This window comes from Streptosporangium sp. OZ121 (genome assembly GCF_051918885.1).
GTDB lineage: Bacteria > Actinomycetota > Actinomycetes > Streptosporangiales > Streptosporangiaceae > Streptosporangium.
In genome coordinates this window covers 102,925-118,780 of sequence record NZ_JBPXMC010000009.1, presented here as the reverse complement: position 1 = coordinate 118,780, position 15,856 = coordinate 102,925, and the positions used below count along the sequence as shown (strand labels likewise).

General features: G+C 71.0%; 15 protein-coding genes. 8 read left to right on the top strand and 7 right to left on the bottom strand.

Annotated features, from left to right (window positions below; all coding sequences use genetic code 11):
• Nucleotides 1-44: 44 nt before the first annotated feature.
• The 3 genes from ACTOQ1_RS18625 (at nt 45) to ACTOQ1_RS18615 (ending at nt 2,291) form a co-directional block, all read left to right on the top strand.
• Nucleotides 45-1,208 carry a M12 family metallopeptidase gene (locus ACTOQ1_RS18625; protein ID WP_440068722.1) on the top strand — a complete coding sequence of 388 codons (1,164 nt, stop codon included), beginning with the start codon at nt 45-47 and terminating at the stop codon, nt 1,206-1,208.
• A 116-nt stretch (nt 1,209-1,324) separates the two neighbouring features.
• Nucleotides 1,325-1,771: a VOC family protein gene (locus ACTOQ1_RS18620; protein WP_440068720.1), complete on the top strand. Its 447-nt coding sequence runs from the start codon at nt 1,325-1,327 to the stop codon at nt 1,769-1,771.
• Nucleotides 1,772-1,970: 199 nt separating this feature from the next.
• On the top strand, nt 1,971-2,291 hold the full coding sequence (locus ACTOQ1_RS18615) for a hypothetical protein (protein ID WP_440068718.1): 321 nt from the start codon (nt 1,971-1,973) through the stop codon (nt 2,289-2,291).
• Between the two features lie 74 nt (nt 2,292-2,365).
• On the opposite strand, the gene ACTOQ1_RS18610 is transcribed toward ACTOQ1_RS18615, so the two are convergent.
• The 7 genes from ACTOQ1_RS18610 to ACTOQ1_RS18580 form a co-directional block, all read right to left on the bottom strand.
• On the bottom strand, nt 2,366-3,244 hold the full coding sequence (locus ACTOQ1_RS18610; RefSeq protein WP_440068716.1) for an SRPBCC family protein: 879 nt from the start codon (nt 3,242-3,244) through the stop codon (nt 2,366-2,368).
• Complete coding sequence (locus tag ACTOQ1_RS18605; protein WP_440068715.1) at nt 3,237-3,794, bottom strand: helix-turn-helix domain-containing protein; 558 nt, start codon at nt 3,792-3,794, stop codon at nt 3,237-3,239. The genes ACTOQ1_RS18610 and ACTOQ1_RS18605 overlap by 8 nt, the downstream gene beginning before the upstream one ends.
• Nucleotides 3,795-3,957: 163 nt before the next feature.
• Complete coding sequence (locus tag ACTOQ1_RS18600; RefSeq protein WP_440068713.1) at nt 3,958-5,442, bottom strand: glycoside hydrolase family 130 protein; 1,485 nt, start codon at nt 5,440-5,442, stop codon at nt 3,958-3,960.
• A gap of 297 nt (nt 5,443-5,739) precedes the next feature.
• Nucleotides 5,740-6,813, bottom strand: a complete 1,074-nt coding sequence (locus ACTOQ1_RS18595) for a glycosyltransferase (protein WP_440068712.1) — start codon at nt 6,811-6,813, stop codon at nt 5,740-5,742.
• Nucleotides 6,810-7,949, bottom strand: coding sequence for a glycosyltransferase (locus ACTOQ1_RS18590; RefSeq protein WP_440068710.1), 1,140 nt, complete (start codon nt 7,947-7,949; stop codon nt 6,810-6,812). The genes ACTOQ1_RS18595 and ACTOQ1_RS18590 overlap by 4 nt, the downstream gene beginning before the upstream one ends.
• Before the next feature lie 189 nt (nt 7,950-8,138).
• Nucleotides 8,139-9,254 (bottom strand): glycosyltransferase family 4 protein, encoded by a 1,116-nt coding sequence (locus ACTOQ1_RS18585; RefSeq protein ID WP_440068709.1) that lies wholly within the window; start codon nt 9,252-9,254, stop codon nt 8,139-8,141.
• A 46-nt stretch (nt 9,255-9,300) separates the two neighbouring features.
• Nucleotides 9,301-9,552 carry a hypothetical protein gene (locus ACTOQ1_RS18580; RefSeq protein WP_440068707.1) on the bottom strand — a complete coding sequence of 84 codons (252 nt, stop codon included), beginning with the start codon at nt 9,550-9,552 and terminating at the stop codon, nt 9,301-9,303.
• 727 nt (nt 9,553-10,279) lie between these two features.
• On the opposite strand from ACTOQ1_RS18580, the gene ACTOQ1_RS18575 reads away from it, so the two are divergent.
• The 5 genes from ACTOQ1_RS18575 (at nt 10,280) to ACTOQ1_RS18555 (ending at nt 15,705) form a co-directional block, all read left to right on the top strand.
• Nucleotides 10,280-11,467, top strand: a complete 1,188-nt coding sequence (locus ACTOQ1_RS18575) for an esterase-like activity of phytase family protein (RefSeq protein ID WP_440068705.1) — start codon at nt 10,280-10,282, stop codon at nt 11,465-11,467.
• Between the two features lie 296 nt (nt 11,468-11,763).
• Nucleotides 11,764-12,537, top strand: a complete 774-nt coding sequence (locus ACTOQ1_RS18570) for a MerR family transcriptional regulator (RefSeq protein WP_440068703.1) — start codon at nt 11,764-11,766, stop codon at nt 12,535-12,537.
• 315 nt (nt 12,538-12,852) lie between these two features.
• Entirely contained in the window at nt 12,853-13,611 is a 759-nt protein-coding gene (locus tag ACTOQ1_RS18565) for a GOLPH3/VPS74 family protein (RefSeq protein ID WP_440068701.1), read from the top strand.
• A gap of 31 nt (nt 13,612-13,642) precedes the next feature.
• Nucleotides 13,643-15,115: an APC family permease gene (locus ACTOQ1_RS18560; protein ID WP_440068699.1), complete on the top strand. Its 1,473-nt coding sequence runs from the start codon at nt 13,643-13,645 to the stop codon at nt 15,113-15,115.
• The gene (locus ACTOQ1_RS18555; protein ID WP_440068697.1) at nt 15,112-15,705 is read left to right on the top strand and encodes a GNAT family N-acetyltransferase; all 594 of its coding nucleotides are present in this window, start codon (nt 15,112-15,114) and stop codon (nt 15,703-15,705) included. Before ACTOQ1_RS18560 ends, ACTOQ1_RS18555 begins: the two co-directional genes overlap by 4 nt.
• The last annotated feature ends 151 nt before the right edge of the window (nt 15,706-15,856 follow it).

Genomic DNA, 15,856 nt, shown 5'->3' with positions numbered 1-15,856 from the left:
GGCCGCCCGTCCGTGATACACGTGGAATTGAGTAGGCCCTACTCATGCGCGTCCGGGATTCCGTCCCCAGTCTCGTGGCATGTGGACACGGTTTCCTTGATCTCTCCATCCTGCCCGCGGGCGAGGGCCGGCACATCGCGGGGACGTCGATGAGGGCGGGCGACGGCGAGCGCGTCCGGCACTGCTCGCTCCCGCCGTACCCCGCCTACGCGCCGCCGGACGGGCTTGAGGGACGGCGGCGCGCGGCTCTGCTCTCGGGGCGGCGGGCGTGGCTGAACGGCACGGTCCTGCACTACTGCTTCCTGGGCGGGCGGCATGACGGCGAGCACGGCGACGGCGGGCAGCGCGACGCCGTGCGCCGGGGGTTCCAGGAGTGGAAGGACCTCGGCATCGGGCTGGAGTTCGCCGAGGTCGCCGACCGTACCGAGGCGGAGGTGCGCATCGGGTTCCGGCGGGACGCCGGATCGTGGTCGGCCGTGGGACGCGACGCGCTCCGCGTCGGGACCGCCTCCCGCACGGTGAACTTCGGCTGGGACCTCACCGGGGCGTCCGGCCGGGGCACCGTGCTGCACCAGATCGGCCACGTCATCGGCATGGTCCACGAGCACCAGAGCCCGTACTCGGGCATCCTCTGGGACGAGGAGGCCGTCTACGAGGACTTCGCGGGACCGCCGAATCTCTGGCCGAGGTCGCGGACGTTCCACAACGTCATCCGCAGGCTCGACGAGAGCGAGGCGAACGGCCCCGTATGGGATCCGCTGTCCGTCATGGGATACCGGCTCGGTCCGGGGCTCATCCTGGAACCGTCGTGCCACCGGGCGGGGATCGTGCCGCCGGGCACCGTCTCCGAGCCCGACGCCGCGTTCGCCCGCCGCTGGTACCCGCCCTCGGGAGCCGAGCCGCCCACCGAGCTGCGGCCGTTCTGTTCCGCCCCGCTCGGCACCGGGGCGGGGGAGCAGCGCGACTTCGTGATCACACCTCGCGCCACCCGTGACTACACCGTCGGTGTCTTCGGCGAGTGCGACACGGTGCTGGTGCTGTTCGAGGAGGTCGGTGGCGAACCGCGCTATCTGGCGGGCGACGACGACGGCGGGCGCCCTCGTAACGTGTCCCTCCGAGTCCACCTGCTCAGGGGCCGCCGCTACGTCCTGCGCGCGCGTGTCCACTCCTGCTGGGGACCAGGCCAGGCCGCCGTCATGTGCTGGTGAGCGCCGGGTGCCGGGTGCCGGGAAATGTCGTACGGGTGGTGCAGGATCGTCGGCGCCGGTGACGTGCCGGTGAGGTGGCGACACGACGGCGACACGACGGCGACACGGAGGCGATCATGGCGATCAGGTTTCAGGTGACCTTCGACTGCGCCGACCCCGACCGGCTGGCACGGTTCTGGGCCGAGGCGCTGCACTACCGGCTGGAGGAGGCCCCCGAGGGGTTCGAGAGCTGGAGCGACTACTGGCGCGACGCCGGGCTGCCGGGGGAGGAGCTCTTCGACGGCTACGACTCCGTCGTCGACCCCGACGGCGTCGGGCCCCGGCTGTGGTTCCAGAAGGTGCCCGAGGGCAAGGTGGTCAAGAACCGCCTCCACCTCGACCTGCGCGCCAACGAGGACCGCACCGCGCCCGTGGCGGTCCGCAGGGGGCGGGTCGACGCCGAGGTCGCCCGGCTGACGGCGCTGGGCGCCACTGTGGCGAACGTGCTGACGGTGGAGGGAAACGACGACTACTACGGGGTGACGATGCTCGACCCCGAGGAGAACGAGTTCTGCGTCAGCTAGATCTCCGATAGATGTCCGGCGTTTCCGCAATTCATCTTTGGAGCGGGGAAAGGCGGGCCGAATTCGCGTGCCGTCGTTCGAATGAAGGGTTTTCCTCGCATATCACGGGGCAGGTGGCCGACGGTCGGAAAAGACGGGTTCCATCCATAGACGACGGGGATGGGGGACGATCCTGATGAGCGGCAACACAATTTTAACGGTGATCAACTGGGTCATTGTGGTCTTCGGATGCCTGATGATCGCACAGAGCGTCTACACGCTGGCGACAGGCCGGTTCCCTCCCCTGTACTCCAAGGGCGACCGGGCGTTGCCGGTGCGGCCGTACGCGTGGTACCTGCTGCTCTTCTGGTTGGCCCTGGTCGCGTTGGCGTTGCCGCAGGTGCTGGACTGGCCGAGCGAATGGCGGATCGTCTCCCTCGTGTTCGTCGTCGCCTTCGTGGCGGGAGCGGTCGTCGTGAGGATGAAGATGAAGAAGGCGGAGCGCTCCATGGAATCGAGTGACACTCACCGGACCCCGTGACATTCACGAGGTCGTGTGACGGGGATGACGGAGGGGCGGGATCGGCGGCATGCCGCCGATCCCGCCCCTCGTGGTCAGCCGCTCACCTCTGTCTGCTCCGGCGAGCCCGGAATGCTCGCGTCGAGCCAGATCGGACGCCAGTCGCTCAGCTCGTGGAAGCGGCGCAGCTCGGCGATGCCGCTGAGCCAGCCCATCCACCCGGCGTACGGGGGGTTCTTCTCGTCGAAGCCGCTCTCCACGAAGGTGAGCCACGTCGCGCCGCCCGAGCCCTCCAGCTCCCAGCTGGAGACGCCGCGGCCCGGCCACTCCAGGGAGAGGCCGCGGCCGGGCTCCAGCTCGACGACCTTCGCGGGCGTGTCGTTGACCTCGAAGCCGCCCATCGCGAACCGCCCGCCGACGTACGGCTCGAGGTCGACCTTGTAGCCGAACCACCGGCTGAACTTCTCCGGGTCGACGAGCGAGTCGAACACCGCCTCCGGCGAGCCGCCGATGACGACCCGCTCCCGCAAGATCGGGGAGGTGAAGTCGGCCTTCGGGGTGAGCTCGCGGCCCTCCAGATGGTCGACCAGGTTCGCGATCGACAGGCACCAGAACGTCTGCAGCGTCCCCAGGACGCCGCCCTCGGTCATCGCGGACTCCTGGTCGAAGTGGGTCTGCGTCAGCGTCACGATGGTCGACTCCGCGCTCTCCTCCTCCAGGCCGATCTCGACGGTCGTCTCCTCGCCGCCGAGCTGCCAAGAAAAGCGCAGCGTGTGGTCGTCGACGTGCAGCGGCCGCTGGTGGGGCGCCGCTCCGCCGGGGGTGTGGCGCCCCCAGAACGCGTACCGATGCGGCAGCTCGACCTCGGCGTGCTCGGCCAGCCAGACGCGCAGCTCGCCCGGGTCGGTCAGGGCGTGGTGGACTGCCTTGAGCGGTGCGGTCACGCGAGCGCTCAGCTTCATCGGCTCACTCACGGGGTCCTCCCTTGGGGTAGCAGGCGACGGCGAGCTTGAAGGCGTCCCCTTCGGCGCCGCCGTAACGGGTGAAAAGGTCTTGGAGCGCCGCCTGGAGGTCGTTCAGGAACTCCTGACGCCGCTCGGGGAGCATGCGGATCTCGCCGGACACGCCGATGGACGGCAGCTCCGGCGCGGTCCTGTCGAGCGCGCCGATGTCGGCCTGGACCTCCTCCATGAGATCCAGCAGGTAGCCCAGGCTCAGCTCGTCCCGGGTCGTGCGCAGGCCGATCCGGCCGACGAGGCGGGGCGAGAGCCAGTAGGAACGGGCGCTCGCCTGGTAGACGCCCTCGTGGATGCCGCGCACCCTGCGCTCGGTCACCTGGGTCACCAGGCCGGCCTCGACCAGGCGTTTGACGTGGTAGTAGACCCGCTGCGGGGTCTGGTCGAGCAGGGCCGCCACCTCGGTGCACGAGCGCGGCTCGGCGAGTTGCCGCAGCACCTCGATGCGCTGTGGTTTGAGCAGGGCCTCGGCCTGCTCGATCTGTTCCAGGTACAGGACGTCTCTCATCGCAAAATCAACCTTGTACGTAAAATTATAATTTGTCAATGGCCGGCGCGGAGGAGCTCGCTCGACCTCTCCCCCCGGTGACCGGCGACCGGTCAGGCGGGCGAGGGGAAGGCGGCCAGGAGGCCAGGAGGTCAAAAGAGCAAGGCGGGCGGGGGTGCGGGGCTCACCTGCCTTCCGGGGACGATCGCATCGCCCCCAGAAGGGTGTCGAGGGTCACGCGGGCGAATCCGATCCGGGCGTCGCTCGCCCCGTACGGCAGCCACAGGGCGCCCGCGTGCAGCAGGCCGCCGCAGGAGTACACGACGTTGGGCACGTACCCTTCGCGCTCGGTGTCGCCGGGCGTGAGGAGCGTGCCCGGCAGCTCGGCGATGACGCGGCGCGGCTCGTCCAGGTCGAGCAGCAGCGCGCCGATGGCGTAGCGGCGCATCGGGCCGACGCCGTGGGTCAGGATGAGCCAGCCGGCCTCGGTCTCCAGGGGGGATCCGCAGTTGCCGACCTGGATCAGCTCCCAGCCGCTGCGGGGGGTGTGGAGCGGTACCGGGCGCCGCCACCTGCTGTCCTCGCCGAGGGAGGTCAGGCCGATGGTCTCGCCGTCGGATCGGCACAGCGCCAGCCGGCGCCCGCCCACCCGACGCGGGAACAGCGCCATCCCCTTGTTGACGGCGGCGGGCCCGCGCAGCGGGGTGACCTCGAAGGTACGCAGGTCGTCGCTGGCGAGCATGTGCGAGCGGATGTGCCGCCCGTCGTAGGCGGTGTAGGTGGCGCGGTACGAGGGCGTGCCGTCCTCATCGACGATCCTCACGAAACGGGCGTCCTCCATCCCGTTGCTCTCGGCCGCGGTGGCGGGCCAGAGTACCCGCCGCTCGATCGGGACGTCGGCGGGGAAGGTCACGGCGTAGTCGGCGGCGGTCGCCCGGCGCAGCTCCTCCACGGTGCCGTGCGTGGTGGTGCGGGTGAGCAGGTCGGTGGGGAGCCGGGCGACCGCCTGCTCGAAGTCGTCGTCGTCGAAGAGGTCGGGCAGCGAGCCCAGCACGGTGGAGGAGACCTCGTTGTCCCAGCCCTCGTCGGTGAGCGCGGCGGCGAGCAGGTCACGCCGGTGGGGGACCCCGTGCCGGGGACCGGCGGTCAGCGGTCCCGAGCGGTCGGCGACGACGAGCTCGTCGCCGGGGCCGAGCACCGCCGTGACGAAGCCGATGGACGACAGGTGGCCCTCGCCGATCTGCCGCGTGCTGATCACCACGCGCAGCCGTCCCGGGCTCAGGCCGGACTGGTCGGGGTGGGCGACCATCGAGGGGTTGCACAGCGCGGCGCCCTCCACCGCGTACTCGTGGCTGAAGTAGGCGCCGACCAGGAGGCGGGCCGCCGGCCGCAGGTCGATATGGCTCGGGACCCGGTAGCGGACCAGGTCGTAGTGGTGCAGGAAGGTCGTCGAGAGGTCGCGGTGCCGGTCGCCGAACCCCCGCAGCGTCTCATCGAGGAGCGCGGAGGTCTCGTCGTGGCCGAGAAGCGTGATGCGGTCGATCAGGGCGGCGGCCCGGCTGCGCGCCAGGGCGGCGTCCTCGCCGGGCACGAACAGCTTGATGATCACTCTTCGCGGGTCGGGGGCGAGAGTCTGGTCGAGCCGGGTGGCCAGGTCCCTGATGGTCATGGCGCCTCGTTCGGGGGTCTCGGGGCCGGGACGCGGCCCTCTCCGGGAGAGGCGGCCGGGAGGCCGTGCCTTCCGGGGGAGGAGGCCGGAACGTCGCACCCTTCGGGGGTGGCGGCCGGGAGGCCGTGCCTTACGGGGGAGGCAGTCGGGGCGCGGCACCTTCCGGAGGGCGCGGCCGGGACGCGGCGTCCTCCGAGGAGCGCGGTCGGGACGCGACGCCGTGCAGGGGCCGCGCCATATCCCGTCATGACACCCATGACATCATCCCTCCGGTCCCGTGACCAGGGCACGATGCCTTCAGACGACCTCACTCCGTTCGCTCACCAGGTGCTCGGCGTGCTGCAGGGTGGAGATGAGCGCGATGGTCGACTCCGCGCCCTGGTTCAGATTGGGCCCGTACAGGGTCAGGCCGTCGTAGCCGCCGCCGGTCGCGATGTCCCACATCGCCGTACCCCGGTCGTTGGCGCCCTGGAACCACGCCGACGCCCGCCACACCCCCGCCCGCCAGGCGGGGTCGCCGGTGGCGGCGCCCGCCGTGGCGCAGGCGTCGGCGAGCGCGGCGACCTCGATCGGCTGCTGGTCGTAGCGGCCCCGCGGCGCGTGCCGCCGCCAGCCCGCGACGGGCACGACCGACAGCCGCCCGTCCCTGGTCTGGATGTCGTGGAGCCAGGTCAGCATCCGCAGGCCGTCGGCGAGCATCGAGTGATCGCCGCCGAGGTGGCCCGCCGCGATGAGCACCTCGGCGAGGGCGGCGTTGGCGTACGTCAGCTCGGGCTGCGGCCACGGCCAGTCGGGGTCGGCCGGAGGGACGCCGACCGCGAGGGCGGCGTCCGCGAGCAGGGCCGCGGCCGGGGCGTTGTCCGGCAGGACGCGCAGGACCTCCGCCGCGCCGAGCCCGGCGAACGCCATGGCGCGCGGGTGCGTGGACCGCCTGGTGGCGCCGAGGGCGAAGGAGATCAGGGCCTCGTCGCGGATCCACGGGGCGGGGTTGCGGGCCGCCGCGGTGCCCAGGCCCCACAGCGCCCGGCCCCACCAGTCGCCGAGGCCGGGTTCGTCGGTCCAGCGCCGGTCGTGGGAGAGCCGGTTGCGGAACGCGCCGGAGCCGTCCTGCGCGTGCGTGAGGAAGGCCAGGTAGCACTCCGCGAGCCGCCGAACCTCGGGGGTCGGCGCCGGTTCGCGGCTGGTGACGACGAGCCCGCGGGCGACGTCGTCGGTGCAGTAGCCGTGCTGGCGGCGGACGACGGCGTGCCTGGCGTGTTCGAACAGGCCGGTGTCGTCGCTCAGCCGCGCCAGGTGCCGGAAGCCGGGGATGGCGGGGGCGACCGCGAGGGACGTGTGGGGGGCGGGGGTTGCGGGGGTCGCGGGAGTCACGGCAGGGCCACCGCCACGGCTGCCGGGCGTCTGGTGAGCAGGCTCCGGGCGAGGTCCTCGTAGCGCGCCGCCACGGCGGGCCACAGCAGGGTCGGGACCAGGGCGTGGGTACGGTTCCTGAGGTCCTCGGCCAGGCCTGGCTCGGTGAGGATCCGGCGCACGGCCGCGGCGAGCGCCGCGGGGTCCTCGTGGGGGACGAGCAGGCCGGGCCCGTCGGTGAGCAGTTCCACGGCGTGCGGGAAGGACGTGGCGACCACCGGCACCCCGGCGGCCACCGCCTCGATCAGGACACCGGAGGTCACCTGCTCGTGCGAGTCGTACGGCAGCACGACCACGTCGGCCGAGCGGACCAGCCGGATCAGCGAGGCCTGGTCGCGGTAGACCGGGTCGTACCGCACGGAGGCGGACACGCCGAGCCGCGCCCCCATCCGCTGCAGCCGGTCGCGGTAGGCCTCCCCGTGGTGTTCGAGCACCTTGGGGTGGGTCTTGCCCGCGACCGTGTACGTGGGCGAGGGGGAGAGGTCCCCCAGCAGGGCGAGCGCCTGCAACGCCCACTCGATGCCCTTGCCGGGGCCGATCAGCCCCCAGGTGAGCAGGTGCGGCCGCGGGCGGCGCTGGGCCGGGACGCGCATGTGGTCGGCGGCTCCGTGCGGGATGACCGACACCTTGCCCGGGTCGACGTGGTAGCCGGCGAGCAGCCGGTCGCGGGCGGTGCCGGTCATGGTGACCACCGCGCCGGCGGCGTCCACGATCTGCTCGAGCAGCCTTCGCTGCCGGGGGGTCGGCCGGGTCAGCACGGTGTGCAGGACCACGATGCTCGGCACCATGAGATGCCGCAGCAGCGGCAGGACGTCCTGGCCGTCCGTGCCGGGGTAGATGCCGTACTCGTGCTGGACCACCGCCACGTCGAACCGCTCCAGCGCGGAGGCCGCCGCCTTCCAGCTCTCGTGCCCGCCGGGGGCCCAGGTGTGCACGACCCCGGGTACGGGACGTTCGTCGTCGACATCCGTGGTGACGCGGACGATCCCGCCGCGGGTGCCCCCCTCGGTGAGGTGGGCGGCCAGGGCGGAGTTGAAGGTCGCCAGCCCGCACTGCGTGGGCGGGTGGGTACTGAGAAATCCGTATGTACAGGCCACTGCCAAGCCTTCCGGTCATCGGCCGCTCCGGCTCACGGATGCGGACCTCACGGGATGAAGACGTCCACCGGCCAGCGTGGTGGCGGATGGAACCGAAGCCTGGCGCCGGGGGCCGTCCTCATCGGGGCCCGGCTGCCGCGACCCCGCAGAGGACCGCGGGGGCTACGTCACTCCGACAGTATCAGGGGATTACGCTCGGTCCACTATGTCGCGGTAGATGCGTAAATAATTGGTCACCATTCTCTCCACCCCGAATCTGCGTTCGGCCTGGGCGCGGCAACCCGCCCGGTCGATCGTGCCGACGCGCGAAACGGCGGAGACGGCCTCCTCGACGGTGTCCACCAGAAAGCCCGTCACGCCCGGGTCCACGACCTCGGCCATCGACCCGCGCCGGTAGGCGACCACGGGGGTGCCGCAGGCCATCGACTCGACCACCGACAGGCCGAAGGGCTCGTCGAACGCGATGGGATGCAGCAGGGCCGCGCTTCCGCCGAGGATCTCGGCGCGCCGCTCGGGGCCGACCGAACCGAGGAACCTGACCCGCTCGCCGTCGACGTGCGGGGCGACCCGCTCGTCGAAGTAGCGCCGGTCCTGGACGATCCCGCAGACGGTCAGCGGCAACCCGGCCCGCCGCGCGATCTCGATCGCCGTGTGGGTCCCCTTGTCGGGATGGACCCGGCCGAAGACGACCAGCCCTCGGCCGCCGTCGGGGTCGAAGGGCAGGAGCCCGAGGTCGATGCCGTGGTGGACCGTGGCGACGTAGTCGAGCTCGGGGGAGCGGTCGGCGTCGGAGATGGAGACGTAGGCCGATCGGGCACGGGCGTAGGCGGGCAGGATCCCCGCCCCGGAGAACCCGTGGATCGTGGTGAGCAGCGGAGCGCGGCAGTGACCCGCGAAGGCCAGGGGCAGCCAGTCGAGGTGGCTGTGGACGAGGTCGAACTCGGCGGAACGCCCCAGCGCGTGCGCGACGTGCATCGCCTCCCACACCCGCCCGTCGAGGGACGGATCCTCGGCGTACCCGGTGGGGCAGACCCCGTCGAGCGTCCCCGAGGTGATCGAGTCGAGGGTGGCGAAGAGCGTCACGTCGACGCCCCTGGCGGTCAGTCCCTCGGCGAGCAGGCTGGTGACCTGCTCCCACGGCCCGTAGTGGCGCGGCGGCGTACGCCAGGCGACCGGTCCCAGCAGGGCCACCTTCAGCGGAGCCGTCTCCGTCTCCGACGCCGCCTCTGCCGGAGCCGCCTTCGCCGGGGCCGTTTCCGCCGGAGCCGCCTTCGGCGCGTCCCCCTCCGGCGACGCCGACCTCACCGGTCACCGGATCCGGTGCGTACCCGTCCCAGGTCCTCCCGCGACCTCACAGATTCACCCCTCTGCCGGACTGGTAAGGACAGAGCCAGGCAAAAACCACGCTGCTGAAATTCACCAGCATGGTGTGAGGTGTCCGTCCGGCCGTTTCGGTGACCTGGAGCCTGACCACCGACCCGTCCCGCATCCAGCCCGCCACCTCGTCCTCGGTGGGCTCGTGTCCGTGCAGGCGCAGCATCAGGTCGTGGGACTGCCCGGCGATTCGCAGGTGCAGCTCGCACGCGGGCTCGGTATCCGCCATGTTTCGCCGTCCAGATGTCCATGTGGAGTAGACCCGGCGGAGTTGTCGGCGTCCTGTCGAGCGTACTCCTCGCGCCGGAGGCCACCCCGAGCGGGCGAACGACCACCATGATCGTCGACCCGCTGACGCTCCGACCAGCCGACTCGCCGCCCCGCAGGCTCACCACCCCGCCGAACACCCGGTCAAGCCCCCTCCCTCTCGTGCTCGCGAACTCATGCCCGCGAACCGGGACAAGAACGTCAGCGGGCCAGATCGGCCCTCGGCGCCTCGCATTCGTGTACGCGTCACCGCGATCGATGGATAAACCCCGGAATGGTATTTCCCGCGTCAGTGTGGCTTCTCCACATCGTGACAGGTCGATCACCATCCAATCCGGTGCGATTCGCGCGCGGGAAACGACCCGAGCCGTCGCCGTGCGGATGCGCGCCCCCGGCCGGATCCGTGCGGACACGGCGTCGCGGGCGTCGCCGGATGTCCGTGCGTGTACGCGTTCCGGGTGTGAGCTGCCCGTACGGTGCCGTCCCCGACGTCCTTACCCGCAGTTTTGAAGCGGCTTGCCCTTATCGCCGACTTAGTGATGGAAATGCATGACAAATGGCTTGTTCTGTCCTGTCATTGAGCGGCCAACGGGCATTTAATTGTTGATTCTCGTGGAAATTTTCCGCAATCCGCGGTCTCATATTCCAGCCAGTTCTTTCGGGATCATTACTGGGAAGAGGAGAGTCATATGACCAATTCGCGAAGGATCACGGCACTCGCGGCCGCGCTCGCGACGGCGGTCAGCCTCGGGGGCGCCGGTGCGCAGGCGTCGGCGACGGCCGAGGAGTCCTCGGTGGTGGCCGCGCCTCCGGCGCAGGGGCTCCTGATCACCCGCTTCCTCGGCGAGCAGCGCCTGCCGCACAGGATGCGGTTCCGGGGGACCACCGTCGGCGGCCTCTCCGGTCTCGACCGTGACCCCCGCACCGGCACCTGGTACCTCATATCCGACGACCGGTGGCGCTACAACCCGGCCCGCTTCTACACCGGCCGCTTCGACATCCACCCGGTCACCGGGGCGTTCACCGGGGTGAACCTCACCGGGGTCACCACCCTGCGGCGACCCGGCGGGAGCTCCTACCCGGCCTACGGCCGGCCCAGGTCCGCCGATCCCGAGACGATCCGCTACGACCGGTGGAGCCGCAGGGTGCTGTGGGCCAACGAGGGCGACCGGCCGGACGCGGAGAACCCCGGCATCCCGGTGTCCGACCTGTCCGTCCGCTGGACCAACAGCGAGGGCCGCTACCTCGGGGAGCTGCCCGTTCCCCGCAACCTGAAGATGACCGCCACCACCAGCGGCCCCCGGCGCAACTTCGGGTTCGAGGGGCTGACCTCCACGGAGCGGACCATCGCGGCCGTCACGGAAGGCCCGCGATACGAGGACGGCGCGCCACCGACCGTCAGCCGGGGCGCCACCGCCCGCATCACCGTGTGGGGACGCGACGGCCGGCCGCGCGGGCAGTACGCCTACCCGATCGACAAGCTCCCGGCGGCGCCGATCCCGGCGAACGGCAAGTCCGACAGCGGGGTCTCGGAGATCCTGGCGATCGACGACAACCGCTACCTCGCCCTTGAGCGCTCCTGGATCGAGGGCGTCAACTACAAGGCCAAGCTGTACGAGATCGACCTGCGCGGCGCCACGAACGTGCTGACCCGCGACAGCCTGGCCGCCGGGCGCCCGTACCGCCCGGTTTCCAAGCGTCTCGTCACCGATTTCGGCAGGGTGCGGCCGCCGTTGCAGAACCTGGAGAGCCTCGCCTGGGGGCCGCGCCTGCGCAACGGCGAGTGCACGCTGGTGGTCGGCTCCGACGACAACTTCGACAGCAACGAGGCCACCCAGTTCCTGGCCTTCGCCGCCCGGGGCTGCGACGGCCGTTGAGATAGCACCGGACGACCGGTGCCGCCGCCGACCGCGAGGTGACGGCGGCTCGATCGAGAAAGCACCCCGGCGTGGCCGGGACCCGCGACGCGGGTCCCGGCCACGCCTGCTGTTCCGCCGTCCCCGCCGCCCGCCCGCCCGTCCGGTCGTCGCGGGAGACGCGGCGATCCGGCACCCGACCGGGTCTCCGTCTCCCGCGCCGGGGCCGGTCCCCTCGGTCCCGGCGGTCCATGGGCGGATCGGGAGACGGCGGTCCGGCTGGACCCTCCCATCGCGGGAACCTTCATGCTGGTGACGTGAACGAGGGACACCTGCCGATCGGGCGGTTCGCACGGCTGTGCCGGCTCAGCGTCAAGCAACTGCGCCACTACGACGAGCTGGGCCTGCTGACCCCGGCGTACGTCGATCCGGACACCGGCTACCGCTACTACCGGCCCGACCAGGCGCGCCCCGCGATGCTGATCGGCCTGCTGCGCTCCCTCGACGTACCCCTCCCCTCGATCGGGCGGGTGCTGTCCGGCGAGGCGGGCGTGCTCGGCGGCGTGCGCGACCGCATGGAGGCCGAGCTGGCGCGCCGCGAGCGCAACTTCGCCGCGCTCGAACGCATCCTGTCCGAGGGCCTGCCCCGGCCGGAGGTGACGGTCGTCCGCGAGCCCGCCCGGCGGGTGGTCGTCGTACGGGACACCGCGCCCCAGGAGCGGATCGGCCCGGTCACCTCGGCGTGCGTGGCCCGGTTGCTCGCGGCGACGGGCGCGCCGGACGGGCTGCTGGTCGGCCTGTTCCCGCTCGACATGGCGGAGGAGGTGGCCGTGGCCGTCGCGCTGGAGACGTCCGAGGACGTCCCGGGGACGTCCTCGGACGTCCTGCCGGGCGGCCTGTACGCGTCGGCGACCCACATCGGGGCGTACGACCAGATCCCTCTCACCACGCACGCGTTGCTCGCCTGGGTGGGCGAGCGCGGGCACACGCCTGCCGGCCCGCTGCGGGAGGTGTACGTCTCCAACCCCGCCACCACGCCACAGGACCGGCTGGTGACACATCTGATGATCAAACTGAATGACCTGGAATGAACGGGTGCCCGGCCGCCCGCGATCCCGAAGTGGCCGAGTCCGGTCCCGCGCGGGCGCGTGCGTCCCCCGCTATCACCCCCGGCGGAGACACGAAAGCCGTCCCGGCATTACGTCGGTCCTAAAATGCCAAAAGTGTCCGCATCAAAGTACCGCGGCGATTCATCGGGATTCGTGGATTTCCTCTTTCGGGAGCCGCCTGACCGGGGTTGTTCCGGCTCCGCGACTCCTTGGCCGGTCGCTTCCCGGCACCTGCCTACGGATGGCCAAAAATAAGTAAATTTCTGGATTCGTTGGAGCCGTTGAGGTGTCCTCGGCATGGCTCCGGGTTCTTGGCTATCCGCCCGCTTCTTTGATTGTCGTCGGGTTCATCTATGTCTGCCGCTAGAACTTTGTTCGCATAATGACAAATTTAATGATTTAGCTATACGATCGCCGTTCGTGGTTGGAGTTGATCTTTCAGGAACCCGATTGGCCGACGACCTGTTCTTTGTCATGCATGACAACGCGACCGGCCGGATGAGGCTTCACGCCCGTCTGACCGGTCTCGGGCTGGCCGCCGCCGTACTGGGAGAACTGATGCTCGCCGGGCGGGTGACCGTGGGATCGGCGGCGGGGCAGGTGCGGCTCGTCGTCCTCGACGCGGCGCCGCCTCAAGACGCGCTCACCCGGACCGCCCTGGGGCACATCGTCGCCGAACCCTCTCACCGCTTCCGTACCTGGCTGCAGTTCCTCGCCCGTACGGCACTCGCCGACGTGGCGGCCCGGATGACCGCCGACGGGCTGCTGCGCCCGCCCGGCAGGCGCCCGTCGCGGAGACGGGTACCGGTCGACGTGAACGTCGCGGGATGGCCTGTCGGGCGCGTCAACCTGGCGATCCAACGCCGTGAGCCACTCAACGCCCAGGACCGCGTCCTGCTGGGGCTGCTCGTCGCGACCGGCGGCAACCAGCTCGTCCTGTGGGAGCGGAACCCGGCGTACCTCTCCGCGGCGATCGCCGCCCTTCCGGCGCCGCTCCAGGAACTGGTCGCCCAGACCGAGGCCGCCGTCGGCGACGCCGTCATCACCCGCCGGTGAGCCCACCCCCCTCATTCCAAGGAGTCCCTCGATGTCCGTGACAGAGCAGAGAACCGGCGCGGTCTCCGCCGCGCTGGCCCAGGACCGCCTTGGCGTGCCCTCCGTGGTCTTCTTCGTCATCTCGGCGGCGGCACCGCTCACCGTCATCGGCGGCTCGGTGACCGCCGCCTACGCCGCGACCGGCGTGACCGGCGTGCCGCTCGCCTTCATCCTGCTCGGAGGCATCCTGGGCCTGTTCGCCGTCGGCTACGTGACGATGGCCCGCCACGTCGTCAATGCCGGGGCGTTCTACGCGTACACCGCGAAAGGGCTCGGCAGGCCGGTGGGCGTGGCGACCGCGTGGGTCGCGTTGCTGGCCTACAACGCGCTCCAGGTGGGTCTCTACGGAATGATCGGCGCGGCCGCCCAGCCGCTGATCGCCGGCTGGTTCGGCAGTTCCCCGCCCTGGTGGGTCATCGGGCTGGTCGCCTGGGTGCTGACCGGGGCGCTCGGCCTCATGCGGGTCGACGTGAACGGGAAGGTCCTGTCGGTCCTGCTGCTGACGGAGATAGCCGTCGTCGTCCTGTTCGACATCGCGGACCTGGTCAACCCGTCGGCCTCGGGCTACAGCCTCGACGTCTTCGACCCGTCGAACCTCTTCGTCCCCGGGATCGGAGCGGTGGTCGCGATCTGCATCGCGTCCTTCGCGGGCTTCGAGTCGTCGGTGGTGTTCTCCGAGGAGACCAAGGACCCGAGGCGCACGGTGCCGATCGCGACCTATGTCGCGCTCGCCGTCATCTCCGGCCTCTACGCCCTGTCGTCCTGGGCGATGACCGTGCCGATCGGCTCGGACAAGATCGTCGATGCCTCGCGCGAGCAGAGTTCGAATCTCCTGTTCAACCTGGCCGGGCAGCACCTGGGGACGACCATCGCCACCATCGGCTCCCTCCTCTTCGTGACGAGCCTCTTCGCCGCGCTGATCGCCTTCCACAACACGATCTCCCGCTACGTCTTCGCCCTCGGCCGGGAGAGGGTCCTGCCCGAGACCTTCGGCCGTACCTCCCCCCGGACCGGTGCCCCGGTCAACGGCTCGGTGGCGCAGAGCATCATCGGGCTGGCCACGATCGTCATCTACGCGATCTTCGACCTGGACCCGGTCATCCAGCTGTTCTTCACCGTCGGGTCGTTCGGCGGCCTGGGACTGCTCATGATGCTGGCGGCCACCTCGGTCTCCGTACTGGTCTTCTTCGCCAAGAACCCCCACGAGGAGAACGCCTGGCGGACCAGGATCGCCCCGGTCATCTCCTCCGTCCTGCTGTTCGTCGTCATCGTGCTCGTCCTGCTCAACTTCGACACCGTGCTCGGCGTGGCCCCCGACTCCCCGCTCCGCTGGATCATGCCCGCCATCTACTTCGTCGCCGCGGGCTTCGGCGTCATGTGGGGCCTCGCCCTGCGGGCCAGGCGGCCGAAGGTGTACGCCAACATCGGGCTGGGCGCCCAGGCGGCCGTGGGAGGGAACGAATGACCGAGATCATTCGCCTGCAGAACGCTCCCGGGGTCGCGGAGGCCGTCGGCGCGATCATCGCCACCTCCTTCCACGAGCAGGAGGTCTCGGCCTGGATGATCCCGCCGGAGGAGGACCGCCGCCGGGTGATGCCCCCCTTCTTCTCCATGCTCAGCGAAGGCGCCCTCGTCCACGGCGAGGTCCACGCGACGACCGACATGTCCGCCGTGGCCGTGTGGTACCACAAGGGGGTCGAGCCGCTTCCCGAGGTGCCCGACCGGGCCGCCCGGGTGGCGGCGTTCGCCGGGCCCCACGCGGAGCGCATCGAGCAGATGGGCGAGGAGATGGACCGGCGCCATCCCCACGAGCCACACCACTATCTGGCGTTCCTCGCCGTGCTCCCCGGACATCAGGGACGGAAGACGGGGACCCGGCTGCTGGAGGGGTACCACCGCGGGCTCGACGAGGCGGGGATACCCGCGTACCTGGAGGCCAGCAGCACTCGCAGCCGCAGGCTCTACCTGCGGCACGGCTACCGGGACCTCGGCGACCCGCTGGACCTGCCCGGCGGCCCGCCGATGTTCCCGATGTGGCGCCCGCCGAACCCCTGATCCCGGAGCGCCGGGCCGAGGTCAGGCGAGGGAGAGGTGAAGACGGACCTGGGTGCCGGGCGGCCGTCGCGGTGGTGTCCGGCCCGCGCGGCCGGGGACGTTCGCGGCGGCCGGGCCGGGGTATGCGTCGGCGGATCCGCGTTTGGTCCGG